This window comes from Flavobacterium acetivorans (assembly GCF_020911885.1).
In the GTDB taxonomy this organism is placed as follows: domain Bacteria; phylum Bacteroidota; class Bacteroidia; order Flavobacteriales; family Flavobacteriaceae; genus Flavobacterium; species Flavobacterium acetivorans.
This window is the reverse complement of sequence record NZ_CP087132.1, coordinates 258,271-276,943: the sequence shown is the minus strand read 5'-3', so window position 1 is coordinate 276,943 and position 18,673 is coordinate 258,271. Positions and strand designations below refer to the sequence as shown.

The following is an 18,673-nucleotide window of genomic DNA, read 5'->3' as shown; positions in this document are numbered from 1 at the left end:
CACTCTTATCTATTAATTTCTTTTAAAAAAGCCGCAAACTCTTGAGTCATGCGGGTTCCTTTAGCAACTAAATTCCAATCTCTTTTAAGAATTTCGCCTGTTGTCTTATTTGTCCAGCGACGTCTTTTTATATGTAGATATACATATTTACCTCTGAGAGGGAAATCCTGAATGGTTATCTCATCCTGAAAGCCCTTTGATACTAGTTCCAGTGTATCAAATTCTTTTGGAGGCTTGGCATTCTCTTCAAAATATAGGTGTACTATTTCTTCTGTGTTAGTAGAAGAAACCACTTCAAAGTGATCTACTAAAAAGTCAGGTAACATGAATTTTAAAAGGTCTATTGGGGGCATCTCTCATTCTTAAGATTGCAAATCTCTCAATTTATTTTGACATTTCCCCCCAGGTTTTGGGATTGATCCCTTGTAATTGATTTTATAGTGTTCATAATGGTATTGAAGCTTCTAATTCCTAAGTTCTGCATATCATTATACCAGTGTGCTAATTTTTTGATAGCAACTGCTTTATCTATACTACTATTGTATATCTTACGTAATTTTTGGCTTAAGGAATAAACTATTTTAATTTCTGGATATTCAGCAAATACTATTGCCGCTCTTTCTTTTTGACTCTCACTCCATTTATTTGGACTTTTGTATAGCAGAAACCGGCTTCTAGTGAGTAATTGCTTGACCGTATTACCATTAGAAAATTCTTTTGAAAAAAAATGGCGTTTTATTTGATTTAGCCTCTACTATGGCTGTATTTTCTTGATCCAGAGCCTCCAATTTTAGTCTAATTCGAACTTCTTGTATGGCTTCTAATGCCAGTTTTTGAACATGGAAACGATCTATTAGTTGTATTGCCTTTAGAAAGGATTTTTTAGCTATCAATTTCATGCTATTAGCCATATCAAGGGTGATTTCAGTAACTTGATTGTGTTTTTTTAGATCTATTTTTTGCAAATGCTTAATGACAATTTCTGATTTAGTGCCTGCAATAATAGCGAGAATAGATCCTTTCTTGCCTTTAGCTGCTTTGTTGGTAACTATCGTATAGAGTTCATCTATTGATAAGTTAACTTCGTCTATAGACAAGTGATGTCCCATGTTTTCAGGAAATAGTAACCAATCTTCAGCTTGTTCATGCTGTTCCCAGGTAGAAAAATTGCTGAGATGTCTTTTATATTGTCGTTGTAGTTTTTTTTTTTTTTTTCATTGACACCAAAGAAAAAGCTAATAGTACGACAATCGTTTGCCTTAGTATCGATTGATTTCTTTTAAAAAAGTCGCAAACTCCTGAGTCATGCGGGTTCCTTGTGCTACGATGTTCCAATTGTGCTGAATGATTTCTTGAGATTGTTTGTCAGTCCAACGTCTTCTTTTTATGTGAAGATAAATAAATTTGCCTCTGAGAGGAAAATCTTGGATAGTAACTTCATTTAGAAAGCCTTTGGATACAAGTTGTTTGTTATTGTGCTCTTTTGGAGGTATATTTTTTTCTTCAAAAAACAAATGCGTTTTCTCTTGTTCGATTTTGGTGTTTATTAAATCAAAGTATTCTACAATTAATTCAGGAAGTATAAGTTTTTAAGAGTTCTATGTAATTTTCCAAAGAGTGTTTTTTTTTTTTTTTACAAAGCTCAGAATTATTTATTTCCTCCCCAACTTTTGCACTTGATCCACTTAAAGTCGTAGCGTTTCACGATTGTGTGATACCTTATGTATATTTAGTTCTGAAAAAGTTAAAGTCGTAGCATTTACCTGTTATTCGCTAGAATCTTCCTGTTCGCAAGCCGGACTGGAAGGATTTCGGCTTCTATCAGGGCTAGGGTATGGGCTTGAGATCTATTTTTAGAAACATAAAGAAGAATTTCGATTGTTTTTTATGGTCAAAGTGCTTCTTTTCCATAAAAAGAGTTTTAAAGTTTAAGATGCTACAATTTCAAGACACACGTTTTCAGATGGTTAAAAATAAAGTTTTAAAAAGGGTAAAAATACTTGTTCAAAAGTATTGTTTAAGCGAATAAAGGTGGTACTTTTGCACCCGCAACAGCGACAAAGTTCATTAAGATATTGCCAGTTATTATTTGATTTAGGGATTAAGGTTTCTAAAATAAAAATCAAAAAAAACTTGTGAGATTTGAATTGGCTTATTACATTTGCACCCCGCAAAATATGCAAAGTTCCTTGAGAGATTGGTAAGAAAGATTAAAGAAAAAGAGGTTTAAAACTTCGAAAAAAAACTTTAAATTTTTCTTGCGAGATTAAAAAGAAGTTGTACTTTTGCACCCGCTTCGAGAAACACACTAAGTGAGTTATACGAGACGAAAAAAAAGATAAGACACGTTCCTAGACATATTGAATTGACAGCCGTTTTAAGAGAGATCTTAAAACAAAAGAATAAGAGTAATAGAATCGATAGATTATAATAAAACCACTAGATCTTCAGTCGAACATAAATAGAATCAAAGCAATTTGATTCGCATAATATACGATGAAGAGTTTGATCCTGGCTCAGGATGAACGCTAGCGGCAGGCTTAACACATGCAAGTCGAGGGGTATTGGTTTTCGAACCAAGAGACCGGCGCACGGGTGCGTAACGCGTATGCAATCTACCTTTCACAGAGGGATAGCCCAGAGAAATTTGGATTAATACCTCATAGTATACTGAGTTGGCATCAACTTAGTATTAAAGTCACAACGGTGAAAGATGAGCATGCGTCCCATTAGCTAGTTGGTAAGGTAACGGCTTACCAAGGCTACGATGGGTAGGGGTCCTGAGAGGGAGATCCCCCACACTGGTACTGAGACACGGACCAGACTCCTACGGGAGGCAGCAGTGAGGAATATTGGACAATGGGCGCAAGCCTGATCCAGCCATGCCGCGTGCAGGATGACGGTCCTATGGATTGTAAACTGCTTTTATACGAGAAGAAACACTGGTTCGTGAACCAGCTTGACGGTATCGTAAGAATAAGGATCGGCTAACTCCGTGCCAGCAGCCGCGGTAATACGGAGGATCCAAGCGTTATCCGGAATCATTGGGTTTAAAGGGTCCGTAGGCGGTTTAGTAAGTCAGTGGTGAAAGCCCATCGCTCAACGGTGGAACGGCCATTGATACTGCTAAACTTGAATTATTAGGAAGTAACTAGAATATGTAGTGTAGCGGTGAAATGCTTAGAGATTACATGGAATACCAATTGCGAAGGCAGGTTACTACTAATTGATTGACGCTGATGGACGAAAGCGTGGGTAGCGAACAGGATTAGATACCCTGGTAGTCCACGCCGTAAACGATGGATACTAGCTGTTGGGGGCAACTTCAGTGGCTAAGCGAAAGTGATAAGTATCCCACCTGGGGAGTACGTTCGCAAGAATGAAACTCAAAGGAATTGACGGGGGCCCGCACAAGCGGTGGAGCATGTGGTTTAATTCGATGATACGCGAGGAACCTTACCAAGGCTTAAATGTAGATTGACCGGTTTGGAAACAGACTTTTCGCAAGACAATTTACAAGGTGCTGCATGGTTGTCGTCAGCTCGTGCCGTGAGGTGTCAGGTTAAGTCCTATAACGAGCGCAACCCCTGTTGTTAGTTGCCAGCGAGTCATGTCGGGAACTCTAACAAGACTGCCAGTGTAAACTGTGAGGAAGGTGGGGATGACGTCAAATCATCACGGCCCTTACGCCTTGGGCTACACACGTGCTACAATGGCCGGTACAGAGAGCAGCCACTGGGCGACCAGGAGCGAATCTATAAAACCGGTCACAGTTCGGATCGGAGTCTGCAACTCGACTCCGTGAAGCTGGAATCGCTAGTAATCGGATATCAGCCATGATCCGGTGAATACGTTCCCGGGCCTTGTACACACCGCCCGTCAAGCCATGGAAGCTGGGGGTGCCTGAAGTCGGTGACCGCAAGGAGCTGCCTAGGGTAAAACTGGTAACTAGGGCTAAGTCGTAACAAGGTAGCCGTACCGGAAGGTGCGGCTGGAACACCTCCTTTCTAGAGCCTTATTGTTAGTTGATTTATCAACACGTTAAGGAAAGAGACGAAAAGAGAATTTGGAAAATATTTAAAGAATTTATTGCTCTTGCTGTTAATTTAAAAAATAATGAAAATTAAGTAAAAACAGAGTCTCGTAGCTCAGCTGGTTAGAGTACTACACTGATAATGTAGGGGTCGGCAGTTCGAGTCTGCCCGGGACTACTTTTTAAGTTGTTAATTATGAATTGTAAATTATAAAAAACAAAATAAAAAACTGAAAAGCTTAGTAAAAAAGGAAATTTTAGAGGTTGAGTAACCGTTTTAAGTGCTGTTAACTGAAAACTGTTAACTGACAACTAAAAAATGGGGGATTAGCTCAGCTGGCTAGAGCGCCTGCCTTGCACGCAGGAGGTCAACGGTTCGACTCCGTTATTCTCCACAAAAGAAGTGGTCAGAAAAAAAGTGATCAGTGTTCGGGTAAAACTGAATACTAAAAACTGTAGACTGAACACTGAATCAAAGTTCATTGACATATTGAGATAAGAAAAATATTAAAAGTAGAAAGCGTTTTTTACTATTAGTAGTAAAAGACAAACAAAAACGGTCTTAATTAATTTTAAGATTGGTACAATAAGCAAAATAAGGGCGTATGGGGGATGCCTTGGCTCTCAGAGGCGATGAAAGGCGTGATAAGCTGCGAAAAGCTACGGGGATGGGCACACACCAATTGATCCGTAGATACCTGAATGGGGCAACCCACTATGTTGAAGACATAGTACACCGATAGGTGGGCAAACCCGCTGAACTGAAACATCTAAGTAGGCGGAGGAGAAGAAAACAAAAGTGATTCCGTAAGTAGTGGCGAGCGAACGCGGATTAGCCCAAACCAATGTTGTTACGGCAATGTTGGGGTTGTAGGACCACGACATTTCTTGCACGAGGAACTAGAATCTACTGGAAAGTAGAACCATAGAGGGTGATAGTCCTGTATAGGTAACAAGTGTAAAGGATAGTGGTATCCTGAGTAGGGCGGGGCACGTGAAACCCTGTCTGAATTTGGCGGGACCATCCGCTAAGGCTAAATACTCCTGAGAGACCGATAGTGAACCAGTACCGTGAGGGAAAGGTGAAAAGAACCGTGAATAACGGAGTGAAATAGATCCTGAAACCATACGCTTACAAGCGGTCGGAGCCCTTTCGTGGGGTGACGGCGTGCCTTTTGCATAATGAGCCTACGAGTTAACGTTGCTGGCAAGGATAAGTGGTTAAGCCACGGATCCGTAGCGAAAGCGAGTCTGAATAGGGCGCTTTAGTCAGTAGTGTTAGACGCGAAACCGTGTGATCTACCCATGGACAGGTTGAAGCTGTGGTAACACACAGTGGAGGACCGAACCCGTTGACGTTGAAAAGTCTTGGGATGATCTGTGGGTAGGGGTGAAAGGCCAATCAAACTCGGAAATAGCTCGTACTCCCCGAAATGCATTTAGGTGCAGCGTTAGTTATAAAGTTATATAGAGGTAGAGCTACTGATTGGATGCGGGGGCTTCACCGCCTACCAATTCCTGACAAACTCCGAATGCTATATAATGTTCACTAACAGTGAGGGCTTGGGTGCTAAGGTCCAAGTCCGAGAGGGAAAGAACCCAGACCATCAGCTAAGGTCCCCAAATATATACTAAGTTGAAAGAACGCGGTTTGTCTGCATAGACAGCTAGGATGTTGGCTTGGAAGCAGCCATTCATTTAAAGAGTGCGTAACAGCTCACTAGTCGAGCGGACGAGCATGGATAATAATCGGGCATAAGTATATTACCGAAGCTATGGATTTACAATTTATTGTAAGTGGTAGGGGAGCATTCTAACAGGGTAGAAGGTGTGTTGTAAAGCATGCTGGACTGGTTAGAAAAGAAAATGTAGGCATAAGTAACGATAATGCGGGCGAGAAACCCGCACACCGAAAGACTAAGGTTTCCACAGCTATGCTAATCAGCTGTGGGTTAGTCGGGACCTAAGGCGAACCCGAAAGGGACAGTCGATGGCCAACGGGTTAATATTCCCGTACTACTGTTAACTGTGATGGGGTGACGGAGTGATGAAAGTGCCGCGAACTGACGGAATAGTTCGTTGAAGTACCTACCTATAAGACCCGCAGGCAAATCCACGGGTTTTGGGGAAATACGATAGTACTCGGCGTCTTCGGACAAAGAGATAGTGCACCTAAGGGCTTCCAAGAAAAACCTCTAAACTTCAGGTTAATAGTACCCGTACCGCAAACCGACACAGGTAGTCGAGATGAGAATTCTAAGGTGCTCGAGAGATTCATGGCTAAGGAATTAGGCAAAATAGACCCGTAACTTCGGGAGAAGGGTCGCCAGCAGCAATGCTGGCCGCAGTGAAGAGGTCCAGGCGACTGTTTATCAAAAACACAGGGCTCTGCAAAATCGTAAGATGAAGTATAGGGCCTGACACCTGCCCGGTGCTGGAAGGTTAAGAGGAGATGTTATCTTCGGAGAAGCATTGAATTGAAGCCCCAGTAAACGGCGGCCGTAACTATAACGGTCCTAAGGTAGCGAAATTCCTTGTCGGGTAAGTTCCGACCTGCACGAATGGTGTAACGATCTGGACACTGTCTCAGCCATGAGCTCGGTGAAATTGTAGTAACGGTGAAGATGCCGTTTACCCGCAGTGGGACGAAAAGACCCTGTGCACCTTTACTATAGCTTAGTATTGACCTTGGATAAATGATGTGTAGGATAGGTTGGAGACTGTGAAGTGGCGTCGCTAGGCGTTGTGGAGTCATTGTTGAAATACAACCCTTTGTTTATCTGAGGCCTAACCCCGCGATTGCGGGGGACATTGCTTGGTGGGTAGTTTGACTGGGGTGGTCGCCTCCAAAAGAGTAACGGAGGCTTCTAAAGGTTCCCTCAGTACGCTTGGTAACCGTGCGTAGAGTGCAATGGCATAAGGGAGCTTGACTGAGAGACATACAGGTCGATCAGGTACGAAAGTAGAGCATAGTGATCCGGTGGTTCCGCATGGAAGGGCCATCGCTCAAAGGATAAAAGGTACGCCGGGGATAACAGGCTGATCTCCCCCAAGAGCTCATATCGACGGGGGGGTTTGGCACCTCGATGTCGGCTCGTCACATCCTGGGGCTGGAGAAGGTCCCAAGGGTTGGGCTGTTCGCCCATTAAAGTGGCACGCGAGCTGGGTTCAGAACGTCGTGAGACAGTTCGGTCTCTATCTACTGTGGGCGCAAGAAATTTGAGTGGATCTGATTCTAGTACGAGAGGACCGAATTGGACAAACCTCTAGTGTATCTGTTGTCACGCCAGTGGCACTGCAGAGTAGCTACGTTTGGAAGGGATAAGCGCTGAAAGCATATAAGCGCGAAACCCACCACAAGATGAGATTTCTTTTAAGGATCGTGGGAGATGACCACGTTGATAGGCTATAGATGTAAAGGCAGTAATGTCATAGTCGAGTAGTACTAATAATCCGTAAGCTTATGTACACCCTTTTCCTCCCGAGCAATCGGGAGGGAGAAACTTTCTTTTATCCTGAACTTGTTTCAGGAACTAAAACTTTTTATTTTCTTTATCTCAGTATGTTAAGATATTGCAGCAAAGCTGCGTTTAAAGTTTGAAGTTTAATGTTACAAGTTGTTAACTTGAAACTATAAAAACTTGAAACTCCTTAAACAATAATCTTAAGGTGGTTATTGCGGCGGGGCTCACCTCTTCCCATCCCGAACAGAGTAGTTAAGCCCGCCAGCGCAGATGGTACTGCAATTATGTGGGAGAGTATGTCGTCGCCTTTCTTTATCCTGAAATTGTTTCAGGATCTATGGAGCCCCAACCTGAAAAGGTTGGGGTTCTTTTTTTTACAACTACCCTCTCTCGCCTAACAGCTCGGTTTGGGGTCAATTGCAAAAGTTGGGGATTAGGCAAAAAGATTAGATAATCTGAACAAGAAGAAATCTATTTTCCTTACTCCTCTAAACTGACTTCTAAAGGCTTTTATTTTTGCATTGAAAGATTCAGCAGAAGCATTGGTACTTCTATTATCAAAGTAGTTTAAGATTGACCGGTAATTGAAAGTTATAGTATTGAGTAGAATATTGAAGTTTTTAAAACCAGATTCCTCTACATTCCTATACCAATGTGCTAGTTTAGTCATCGCAATGTGCTTGTCATTGTTGCTATTGTAGATACCTCGAAGTTGTTGGCTTAGATAATAGGCTGTTTTTATATCTGGATATAGTCCAAATAATAATTGAGCTCTTTCATTTTGATTCTCAGTCCATTTTTCGCGAGATTTATAAAGTGCATATCGACTCCTGGCTAATAGCTGTTTTACAGAGTCACCGTTAGCTAAGAGCTCCGGAATATAGGTTTGATTCTCTCTTTTGGCTTGCAATATCAATTGATTCTCAAAATCCATAGCCTCCCATCGATGTTTAATCCTAATCTCTTGTAAGGCTTCCAGTGCCAGTTTTTGGACATGAAATCTATCTGTTACCTGTGTGGCTTTAGGGAAACATCTTTTAGAGATCAATTTCATAGAATTAGCCATGTCAAGTGTTATTTCTTTGACACAGCTTCTCTTCTTGTAATCAATCTTTCTGATATGTTCTATGACTTTATCTGCCTTTGTTCCAGCAACAATGGCAACTAAGGAACCTTTTTTACCTTTGAACTTCTTGTTGGTTACAATAGTATAAAGTTCACCCTGAGACAAAGCTACTTCGTCAATTGATAAATGGGTGCCCATATTTTCAGGGTAAACAATCCATTGATGTGCATGTTCTCGTGGAGCCCAAGCATTAAAGGAACTCAGGTGTTTTTTATATTGTCGTTGGAGTTTCTTTCCGTTGACTCCGAAGAAACCACCAATGGTGTGACAATCAGTAGCACTCTTATCTATTAATTTCTTTTAAAAAAGCCGCAAACTCTTGAGTCATGCGGGTTCCTTTAGCAACTAAATTCCAATCTCTTTTAAGAATTTCGCCTGTTGTCTTATTTGTCCAGCGACGTCTTTTTATATGTAGATATACATATTTACCTCTGAGAGGGAAATCCTGAATGGTTATCTCATCCTGAAAGCCCTTTGATACTAGTTCCAGTGTATCAAATTCTTTTGGAGGCTTGGCATTCTCTTCAAAATATAGGTGTACTATTTCTTCTGTGTTAGTAGAAGAAACCACTTCAAAGTGATCTACTAAAAAGTCAGGTAACATGAATTTTAAAAGGTCTATTGGGGGCATCTCTCATTCTTAAGATTGCAAATCTCTCAATTTATTTTGACATTTCCCCCCAGGTTTTGGGATTGATCCTCGGTTTGTCGCATTTGTTTGAAAACCCTGTTTCTAATAAGAGCTATTGTTTTGCATGTGAATTCATTATGTTAAATGATAAACATCATATGGTAATTCTTAGGTTTCTAATAGACTAGTTTTAGAGTTTAATTTGTATTTTTACGAGCTATATAAAGTATATTATGAGAAAATTGATTTTATTTTTTGCATTTATAGGGATTGTAAATGCTTATGCCCAACAACGTCCCAAATTAGTGATTGGGATTGTTGTGGATCAAATGAAGACTGAGTATTTGTATCGTTTTTCAGATGATTTTTCTGCGAATGGTTTTAAAAGGTTAATGAATAATGGTTATACTTTTCAAAACATGCATTATAATTATATGCCTACCTATACTGCTCCTGGACATGCTTCTATCTATACTGGAGCAACGCCATCCGTGCATGGTATTGTTGGGAACGAATGGTTCAGTAGAACTTTGGGTAAAGAGATGTATTGTACAGATGATGCTTCTGTGAGTACCATTGGGAATGGAACTAAAGAGGAAGGTGAGATGTCACCTAAAAATTTGCAAAGTACTACAATTACGGATGAATTGCGTATGGCGACCAATTTTAAAGGTAAGGTCATAGGATTGAGTATTAAAGATCGTGGAGCGATATTGCCGGCAGGCCATTTTGCAAATTGGGCCTTTTGGTATAGTAAAACTGGTGCTTTTGTTTCGAGTACTTTCTACGGTGAAAAATTACCGGAATGGGTAACCAAATTCAATGATGAAAAGAGATATATGGCCTATATTAATAAAGGCTGGGATTTGTATAGACCTAAGAGTACATACAATGAGAGTTTAGTAGATGATAATCCGTATGAAGGTTTATTGTATAACAGTTCAGCTCCGGTTTTTCCATATAACTTGAAAGCGATGTATGAGAAAAATGATGCAGGAGTATTAAGGTCAACGCCTTTTGGTAATGATCTTGTGGCTGAATTTGCTATGAGAACAATCGAAATGGAAGAATTAGGTAAAGATGATGTTACTGATTTTTTAGCGGTTAGTTTTTCTTCTACTGATTATGTAGGGCATTTGTTAGGGCCTCGTTCTATGGAATTACAGGATACTTATTTAAGATTGGATCAAACTATAGCTGATTTTTTAGTGTATCTGGATAAGAAAGTAGGTAAGGATAATTATTTGCTTTTCTTGACTGCAGATCACGCAGGTGCTGAGAATGTTAATTTTTTAAAAGAAAACAAGTATAACGTAAGAAGTGTGAGTCCAAAAGATATTAGAGCAAATCTTAAAGATTTCTCTATGAAAACTTTTGGAGCTGATCTAATTTTGAATTATTCTAGTTTCAATTTGTTTTTTAATAAAGAGACGATTAAGAATAAGAATCTAGATTTGAATGTGGTTAAAGCTTCTTTTAAAACCTACTTAATGTCTCAGGATTATGTCAAAAGAGTGTATACTGAAGAAGAAATTTTGGATGCTTCAGGAAATGATTATTTTTTAAATTTTATTGTTAAAGGATATGATGTTACTCAGAATGGAGACCTTGTCATTTTAGATAAGCCGGGTTATATTGAGTATCAAGGAAAAGGAACTTCTCATGGAACTCCGTACAGCTATGATACACATGTACCAGCTATTTTTTATGGTTGGAATGTTAAAAAAGGGGAATCATATGATAAAAAAAATATCACAGAAATTGCACCAACACTAGCTCAAAAATTAAAAATTCCATTCCCTAATGGAACAGAGGCTAATGTTTTAGAAGAAGTTTTGAAGAATTAACTTGTAATTAAAAAAGGCTGTATTTTTATTAATACAGCCTTTTTTACTACTACTAGGTTTGTTACTGGTTTTATGAAGTAATTAAGTTTGAAATGATGACTTCTGTTCCTTCGGTATAATTGCTATTGAAATGAACTCTAACATCGTTTCTTTCGGCTAGTTTTTTGACCAAATTCAAACCGATACCAGTACCAGAATCTCCTCGGGATGATTTGCCAAGAGTGTAAAACATATCAAAAACCTTTTCATGTTGATTTTCGGGTATTCCTGGTCCATTATCAATAATGGATATTTTTTTATCAATTTCGGAGTAAATGATGTTTATTTCAGTAACCTCTTTGTCGTTATATTTGATAGCGTTTGATAATAAATTTTGAATGATTTGTTTAAATGCTACGGGCTGGAATAAAACAGTATGATTTAAATTCTCTTTATTGATTTTAATACTATTATCGGTATCAATAAGTTTGATTATTCCGTTAATTTCTGTTAAAATATGAATACTCTCTTTGCCCTCATTGTTTTCTACATTCTTAGAATAATGTAATAAATCATCAATCAATTTAGACATATCCATTGCAGAGCTTTTTACCATTTCAAACAGTCCGGTAGCTTCTTCTTTTAGGTCTAGTACATGTTCTTCTTCTATAAAATCAATTAGAGACTTTATATTGTTTAAAGGGGTTTTCAAATCATGCGCGATGATATTTGCAAATTGTTCTAACTCGCTGTTTTTTACCAGAAGCTTCTCATTCAATGCTTTTAATTGTTGATCATAATCCCATATTTTTAAAAAAGAGTCCACTTTTTTCCTAGTAACTTCTGTAATTAGAGGTTTAAAAAGAAAATCGATGGCCCCTAGATCATAAGCCTTGTTAATATATTTAGGTTCATCGCTTATGGCTGTGACAAAAATAGTAGGTATGTTGGCCGTATCTGGATGTTGTTTTATTATTTCAACAAACTCATAACCATCCATTTCGGGCATTTGAACATCTACTAAAATGAGTGAAATTTTTTCTTTTAGCAGTATTTGTAATCCTTCATTGGCAGATTGACAGCACATAATTTCTCTAGTGGGATGCTCAAGCATGCTTTTTAAAGCAATTAAATTAGCAGGTTTGTCATCAATCAATAACAGGGTATGCGTTTTAGCAGTATTCATTATTCAATTTGTTTATGATATTTTTGGTATTTAATTCTTGATGGTATTTGTATATTAGTTTTGCGGCTTTGGGCATGTTATCGAATTCTGCTTCTTGGCAGTCTTGAATAATAGTCGTCCCATTATTTTCTGCGATTAGTTTTAAACCTTCTGCTCCATCGTTATTAGCACCCGATAGCAATATTCCGCAGCATTTTTCTTTTAATATGGCAGAAGCAGATTCAAAAGTTACATCTATTGAGGGTCTGCTATAATTGACCAGATCTGAAACGTCTAATGAAAATGTATAGTTTTCTTCTAATAAGAGATGATAATTTGATGGAGCGGTATATAGTATGCCTTTTTTTATAATTTCTTTATCTTCTACTTCTTTTACAATATAATGGGTATTGTTTCTTAAAATATCTTCAAATGAAGATTCGCAGTTTTTTAATCTATGTAAAACAATTACAATTGGTACAGAAACACTTTTGTCCAGACCGTTTAATATAGATAGTATTGTATTAAACGAACCCGCTGATCCACCAATGATTATCATATCCATATTATTTTATTTTTTGATATATTTTTTCATTTCGATCAATTTCCTTAAAATTTTCATAGACACTACTAAATCGTAAAGATTCTTTTTTTCCCAAAGCTAAGAATCCATGAATAGGCAAACTGTCATAAAATAATTTTAGAACCTTATTTTGCAATTCATCATTAAAATAAATGAGAACGTTTCTGCAAAGAATCAATTGGCATTCTTTAAAAACTCCGTCTGTAACCAAATTATGATTTGAAAACAAGATGTTTTTTTTGAAATCAGAATTGATTATTGAGTTTTTTTCGTCCGAAATAAAATAATTATTTAAGGAAGCTTGTCCGCCACATTCAAAATAATTTTTAGTGTAATCTTTAAAATTGATATTGGAATAAATCCCTTTTTTTGATTTTTCTATCGCATTGGAACTGATGTCTGTCGCATATAATCTTGTTTTCTCATACATTTCCATTTCTTTTAACAATATGGCTAAAGAATAGGTTTCTTCTCCAAATGAACATCCAGCGCTCCAAATGTTTATTCTTGGATAACTGTCGAGATAGGGGAAAATATTTTTTATTAGCGACTGATAAAAACTGGGATCTCTAAAAAACTCACTGACATTGACTACAATTTCATTTATAAATTCCTTAAAAATTTCCGGGTTATTGATGAGTTCAAATTGTAAATCGACCGCTGTTTTCATAGAATTGATCTCCATAAAACGGTTAATTCTCCGAAGCATCGAGGCTTTAGAATACTCAGAAAAATCGTAATCGAATTGTTTTTGTATCGTAAAAAGCAATTCATCTAGGTCATTAAAATCTATCATTTGTATATCCAGATGCTAATTAATGAAATAAGCTTTTGTATGTCTATTGGTTTAGATTGATAATCAGAAGCTCCCGCTTTTATGATTTCGTCTCGATCCCCTTTCATCGCTTTAGCCGTTAGGGCAATGATAGGTAAATCTTTCCATTTGATGTTTTCTCTAATTTTTCTGGTAGCTTCAAATCCATCCATTTCTGGCATCATAATGTCCATCAGTACAATATCAATATTAGAATTACTATCTAAGGCTTTTAAAGCTTCAACTCCATTAAAAGCGGTTGATATTACAGCTCCTTTACTCGTCAATGCAGCCGATAAAGCATAGATGTTTCTAATGTCATCATCTACAATTAAGATGTTTTTGTTTTTTAGAATTTCGCCACCGGATAAATTAGGTGCGTTTTTATATTTTAAGTCTTCTGTAGATTCAATTTTATTGATAAAAAGTAAAAGTTCGTCTTTTAATCGCTCAGTAACATCATTTGTTTTGATGACAATACTGTCTGCATTTTTTTCAAGTTCAAGTTGGTCTTCATCAGAAAGGTTTTTTCCGGTATTGACAATTATTTTGATGTTTGGATTTTTAGATATTTTTTTTAGTTCGGAAATGGATTTGATATTATTAGAATCAGGTAAGCTCAAATCAATTATAGCGCAGTCTACCTCGTCATTTTTTAGAATGTTTTCGGCTTCTAAACGCGAATGGGCTTGTATACAAATTACGTTTTTATCACTAGAATGTACTAACTCTTTTATGGAATAATTGAGTTTTACGTCATCCTCTACAATAAGTACTTTTTTGTATATCTTATTGATTTGATTGTCTATCGATTGAAAGGCATTCTTTAATTTTTGTGGGGTAATTGGTTTTACTAAGAAGTCAAAGGCACCCATTTCTTTTGCTAGTTTTTCTCTTTTCATTCCTGACATGACATGCACAGGAATGTGTTGTAATTCAGGATCTTCTTTTAACCATTTTAATACCGTCCAGCCATCTATTCCAGGTAATTTCATATCGAGAATTATAGCTTTAGGACTGTACTTTTTGGCATATTGAAATCCAGTTTCCCCTTGATGTGCTATAATTGCTTTAAATCCGTTATCATGGGCAACTTGGAGCAAAACTTCGGCAAAAGAAGCATCATCTTCTATGATCAGAATGGTTTTATCATCAATGTCAGCTTTGTTTCTGTCATCTTTAATATTTGCGGCCAAATCAACAAATTCTTTGTCTGGATTTGGATATTCGGTTTCTATCGTTACTTCTTCTTGAACGCTATTTTCTTTCGCTTCAACCGGGATTGAAGTGGTATTTTTATAGGTGATTGGTACAAAGATACTAAAGGTGCTGCCGTTGTTTATCGCACTTGTAAAGGAAACTTCTCCTCCTAGTAGGATAGCCAATTCTTTGGATATAAATAAACCTAAACCTGTCCCGCCATATTTTCGGCTGGTTGAACTGTCGGCTTGCTGAAAGGTTTGGAACAGTTTTTTCTTGTTTTCCTCTGAAATTCCAATTCCGTTATCTTTAATATGAATGGACAGGATTTCATTTGCAGGCAATAATGCTAATGATGGTGTCAGGTATTCCTGTTTCTCTGTTCCGGAATCAAAGGTTAGGATTACTTCTCCTTTATTTGGTGTGAATTTGAGCGCGTTAGATAAGAAGTTTTTGAGAATTTGTTCAATCTTTCCAACATCGGTGTTAATTTTTCTTGGGCAATTGTCAGTGATGACCGTTTTAAAATCGATCTCCTTTTTTTCCATCTGGACTCTAAATAAACTGTCCATATCAGAGAAGATTCGTTCAATAACGGTTTCTTCTGGATATACTTCTACCTTGCCGGATTCTATCTTAGAAATGTCTAAGATATCAGTAATCAAATTCAATAAATCTTTCCCTGAGGAATTAATCACAGATAAATTGTCGATTTGAGCATTGGATAGATTTCCGTTTACATTTTCTTTCAAGAGATCAGAAAGGATAAGAATACTGTTCAAAGGAGTTCTCAATTCATGGGACATATTGGCCAGGAATTCAGATTTGTATTTGCTTGCTTGTGCAATTTCTTCTGATTTGATATTGAGTTCCTCTTGAGCAACAATCAAGTCGCTGTTTTTAATTTCTATTTCGTAATTTTTATTCTCAAGTTCTCTTCCTTTTTCTTCTAAATAAGCATTGGTTTGCTCTAATTCGGCGGCTTGATTTTTTAATTCTTCTTCTGATTGTTGAAGTAGTAAAGTATGTTTATTGAGTTCTTCATTGTTTTGTCTAAGTTCTTCTTCCTGAACTTGTAGAATATTATTTTTTCGGTTGATTTCAGCAACCGAAAGTCTTAATTCTTCATTACGGATGAATACTTCTATGGCACTTCCTACGGAATCGACTAAGATATTTAATAATTTTTTATCGGTATCAGTAAAATTTTCAAATGATCCAATTTCGATTACGCCAATTACGGCGTTTTTAAACGAAACGGGCGTTATTAATACATTGTATAAAGCTGTCTTTCCAAGTGAGGATGCAACATAGGAATAGCCGTTTTGTAAATTATTCAAACATTTTTGTTGGTTGCTTTTGAAAACCTCGCCTACTAAACCTTCTCCAATTTGTATTGTTTTTGGCGTATCTTCATTCTCTGCAAAGCTTCCTATTTTGATTAAATCTTCTTTGTGATCAATATAGTTTGTTATATAAAAAGTCGCTTGACAGCTATTCGTTTGATTAATCAGGATGCTGCATAAATTAGTTCCAAATTCATTCAAATCCTTAGAATCAATGATTGTCTTGTTGACCTGAATGATATTTTTCTCTAATAAACTATTTTCATTAGATTTATCATTGAATTTTTTCAGCTCTAAAGACATGTTGTTCAAAGAGTCGTTTAGCGTGTCCGATGCACTTCTTAGTTCGATGGTGTCGCCATAATTTCCCGAACTGATTTTGGCTGATAAATAGATTTGCTCTTTTATAGCTTTAATCAAATCTTTTAAAGAATTATTGATGGAATAGAATTCAGTATTGCCGGAAAGGTTTTCTTTAAAGTCAATTTTACCCAATGCAATTCTCCTTATCGCGCTAGAAACGTTTTTAAGGTTACTCGAAGTATTGTTTATTAGTTTGAAAAATAAAAGAAAATTAGTTAGTAATAATACAATCAATAATGTGATTGTTAAAGCGACAGAAGTGAAAGCTTCTCGCTTTTTTTGTTCTCCATAATTGAGTATGTAATCTAGATTATCTTTCTCTAATTTGCTGATTTTAGAAACTATAAGAGCGGATGTGTTCCACCATTTTTCGGTAGTTATATTATTGGGTTTATTATTGATGATTGATTCTGAATTGGCCAAAAAAGATTTAAATTCATCTGATTTTTTATATTCAATGATTCCATTGTTTATCCCATTTGTTTCGAAATTGGTCAATCTAAAGTGGATACTATTATTAATTATCTTTGCTTCTTGATAGAAAGCTTCTAATGTAGCACTGGTAGTTTTATTAGTTACTTTATTAAGTATAATCCCTCTGATTAGTGTTGTTGCATTTTCTAAGTCGTTATAACAATTGAAATTGTTGGCCAGTTTTGTAAATTCTGGAATCTGGCAATCTATGATTTGGCTTTCAATTATGTTATTGAAAAAGAAATTTATAGAGACGTATTGATTGAATATTTTTTCAGGAGAAATTTGATTCTTTTCAGCATCAGATCGTACCGTTTTTAAAAGAGCTTTGGCAATAGTTAGGTTTTTTATTATTGTCGAATCGGATGTCTTAAAATTCAAAAACCATTCGCTTGTTTCCTTAACTTTATTTTGATATTCTGCTTTTCTACTTGAATCAAATGTAGAAATCAGGTAGAGACCTCTTTCATCATTTATTAAATTAATTACTTTTGAGAAATTAGCAATGTTGTTTATATTTTGTAAACTATGATTAATTTTAGTGTATTTGTTGTAGGAATTCTGACTGCTTGTAAAAGTTAAATACACTAATCCCGAAACGGGGATCAAAAGAATTAAAATTAACTGTGTTTTAATAGATAGGTTTTTCCACATAGGTTTTGGGGGCTTTGGAGGGTAAAAATAGCAAAATAATTTCAAATAAATTGGAGTGTTTTTAGTATGCCTTTTTGAGGTCTGGGATTATGACTGTTGTGTTTTAAATGCTATTGCTTTTATTCAAAAAAGCCATCCTATTGATCAAACAGGATGGCTTTTAATTTTTAAAGAAAATCGGACTCTACTTTTGAGCTTTGATTGATTTTATGTATTCCGTTAATTTTTTTCCGTAGAGAGACTCTGCTACTTTTGGAGTCATTGATTTATGAATAGTATCTAAATATTTGATGTTAATATCGTAAATTTCTGATAAAGCAATATAAGGCGCCACTTCATAGTCTTTATTATTGATTGCAAAGTTAGTTGCAAATAAATACTTTCGTTTTAGATTCGATTCTTGTTTTGCGGTCAAACTATCTACTGCCTTAGTATTATTGCTTTTTATTGCTTTAAATTTTGCTTCGATCAAATTTAGGCTCTCGTCTTGAAAACGGGAGTTTGTTTTTCGGTATTCTTCAAATAATTCTTGATTTTTTGAACCGGATATTTTAGCTCCAGCAATGTAAGAATCCAGATTGGTTTCTATGTTTATTTTTCCCGGTTCAGCAAAAAAGGAGATATTATTGTCTAATGAATTAGTCATACCTCTGTCTAGAAATAAGTATAACATTTCAGGAGATTCTAATGCAATGTTTCTTTCAAAGGCAGAATTCCCGTCGATTGTAATCGAATCAATAGGAACAAGAGTAGTGTCTAGGACTCTTTGGATGTATAAAGTTCCTTTTTTTAATCCTTTGATATTTCCGGTAAGATGTAAATTGTTTTTTGGTTCACTTTTGTTACAGGATGATACTAAAATCAGTGTAACTAATGCAAGAATTGATTTTTTCATTGGTGTTTATATTTTGGCGCAAAATAAAGAAAATTGTTGGAATGATTTGAGTGCGGATTAAAAATTCATAAAAAAATCCCAATCTATTTCTAAATTGGA

Annotated in this window: 12 protein-coding genes, 2 tRNA genes and 3 rRNA genes; 6 read left to right on the top strand and 11 right to left on the bottom strand. The window is 36.6% G+C overall.

The features are described 5' to 3' along the window. Positions 1–5: 5 nt before the first annotated feature. The 4 genes from LNP19_RS01160 to LNP19_RS01150 form a co-directional block, all read right to left on the bottom strand. The gene (locus tag LNP19_RS01160; protein ID WP_230061469.1) at positions 6–326 is read right to left on the bottom strand and encodes an ISAon1 family transposase N-terminal region protein; all 321 of its coding nucleotides are present in this window, start codon (positions 324–326) and stop codon (positions 6–8) included. 53 nt (positions 327–379) lie between these two features. After that, a complete protein-coding gene (locus LNP19_RS15455) occupies positions 380–664 on the bottom strand; it encodes a transposase (RefSeq protein WP_428979042.1) in 285 nt (94 codons plus the stop codon). Positions 665–704: 40 nt separating this feature from the next. Then, the gene (locus LNP19_RS15390) at positions 705–1,109 is read right to left on the bottom strand and encodes a transposase (protein WP_230064187.1); all 405 of its coding nucleotides are present in this window, start codon (positions 1,107–1,109) and stop codon (positions 705–707) included. Positions 1,110–1,259: 150 nt separating this feature from the next. After that, positions 1,260–1,535, bottom strand: coding sequence for an ISAon1 family transposase N-terminal region protein (locus tag LNP19_RS01150; RefSeq protein WP_428979041.1), 276 nt, complete (start codon positions 1,533–1,535; stop codon positions 1,260–1,262). Between the two features lie 958 nt (positions 1,536–2,493). Between LNP19_RS01150 and LNP19_RS01145 the strand changes: the two genes are divergently transcribed. The 5 genes from LNP19_RS01145 (at position 2,494) to rrf (ending at position 7,808) form a co-directional block, all read left to right on the top strand. Next, positions 2,494–4,007 (top strand): 16S ribosomal RNA (locus LNP19_RS01145). 130 nt (positions 4,008–4,137) lie between these two features. Then, positions 4,138–4,211, top strand: a tRNA-Ile gene (locus LNP19_RS01140). A 143-nt stretch (positions 4,212–4,354) separates the two neighbouring features. After that, a tRNA-Ala gene (locus LNP19_RS01135) sits at positions 4,355–4,428 on the top strand. Positions 4,429–4,617: 189 nt separating this feature from the next. Next, positions 4,618–7,502: ribosomal RNA gene (locus LNP19_RS01130) — 23S ribosomal RNA — on the top strand. Positions 7,503–7,698: 196 nt separating this feature from the next. Then, positions 7,699–7,808: ribosomal RNA gene (gene rrf, locus LNP19_RS01125) — 5S ribosomal RNA — on the top strand. Together the 16S, 23S and 5S rRNA genes with 2 tRNA genes alongside form the textbook arrangement of a ribosomal RNA operon. A 122-nt stretch (positions 7,809–7,930) precedes the next feature. Here the strand turns inward: rrf and LNP19_RS01120 are convergent. Next, positions 7,931–8,884, bottom strand: coding sequence for an ISAon1 family transposase (locus tag LNP19_RS01120; RefSeq protein WP_428979040.1), 954 nt, complete (start codon positions 8,882–8,884; stop codon positions 7,931–7,933). A gap of 22 nt (positions 8,885–8,906) precedes the next feature. Further along, entirely contained in the window at positions 8,907–9,227 is a 321-nt protein-coding gene (locus LNP19_RS01115; RefSeq protein ID WP_230061469.1) for an ISAon1 family transposase N-terminal region protein, read from the bottom strand. Positions 9,228–9,487: 260 nt separating this feature from the next. Here LNP19_RS01115 and pafA point away from each other — a divergent pair, with 260 nt between their 5' ends. After that, the gene (pafA, locus tag LNP19_RS01110; RefSeq protein ID WP_230062982.1) at positions 9,488–11,101 is read left to right on the top strand and encodes an alkaline phosphatase PafA; all 1,614 of its coding nucleotides are present in this window, start codon (positions 9,488–9,490) and stop codon (positions 11,099–11,101) included. A gap of 70 nt (positions 11,102–11,171) precedes the next feature. Here the strand turns inward: pafA and LNP19_RS01105 are convergent, their stop codons facing one another. The 5 genes from LNP19_RS01105 to LNP19_RS01085 all read right to left on the bottom strand — a co-directional run bounded on the left by LNP19_RS01105 (position 11,172) and on the right by LNP19_RS01085 (position 18,574). Further along, positions 11,172–12,266: a hybrid sensor histidine kinase/response regulator gene (locus tag LNP19_RS01105; RefSeq protein ID WP_230062981.1), complete on the bottom strand. Its 1,095-nt coding sequence runs from the start codon at positions 12,264–12,266 to the stop codon at positions 11,172–11,174. Next, positions 12,253–12,810, bottom strand: coding sequence for a chemotaxis protein CheB (locus tag LNP19_RS01100; protein WP_230062980.1), 558 nt, complete (start codon positions 12,808–12,810; stop codon positions 12,253–12,255). The genes LNP19_RS01105 and LNP19_RS01100 overlap by 14 nt, the downstream gene beginning before the upstream one ends. A gap of 1 nt (position 12,811) precedes the next feature. Continuing rightward, positions 12,812–13,624: a CheR family methyltransferase gene (locus LNP19_RS01095; protein ID WP_230062979.1), complete on the bottom strand. Its 813-nt coding sequence runs from the start codon at positions 13,622–13,624 to the stop codon at positions 12,812–12,814. Then, positions 13,621–17,679 (bottom strand): response regulator, encoded by a 4,059-nt coding sequence (locus tag LNP19_RS01090; protein WP_230062978.1) that lies wholly within the window; start codon positions 17,677–17,679, stop codon positions 13,621–13,623. The genes LNP19_RS01095 and LNP19_RS01090 overlap by 4 nt, the downstream gene beginning before the upstream one ends. 184 nt (positions 17,680–17,863) lie before the next feature. Next, positions 17,864–18,574, bottom strand: a complete 711-nt coding sequence (locus LNP19_RS01085; protein ID WP_230062977.1) for a DUF4369 domain-containing protein — start codon at positions 18,572–18,574, stop codon at positions 17,864–17,866. Between the last annotated feature and the right edge of the window lie 99 nt (positions 18,575–18,673).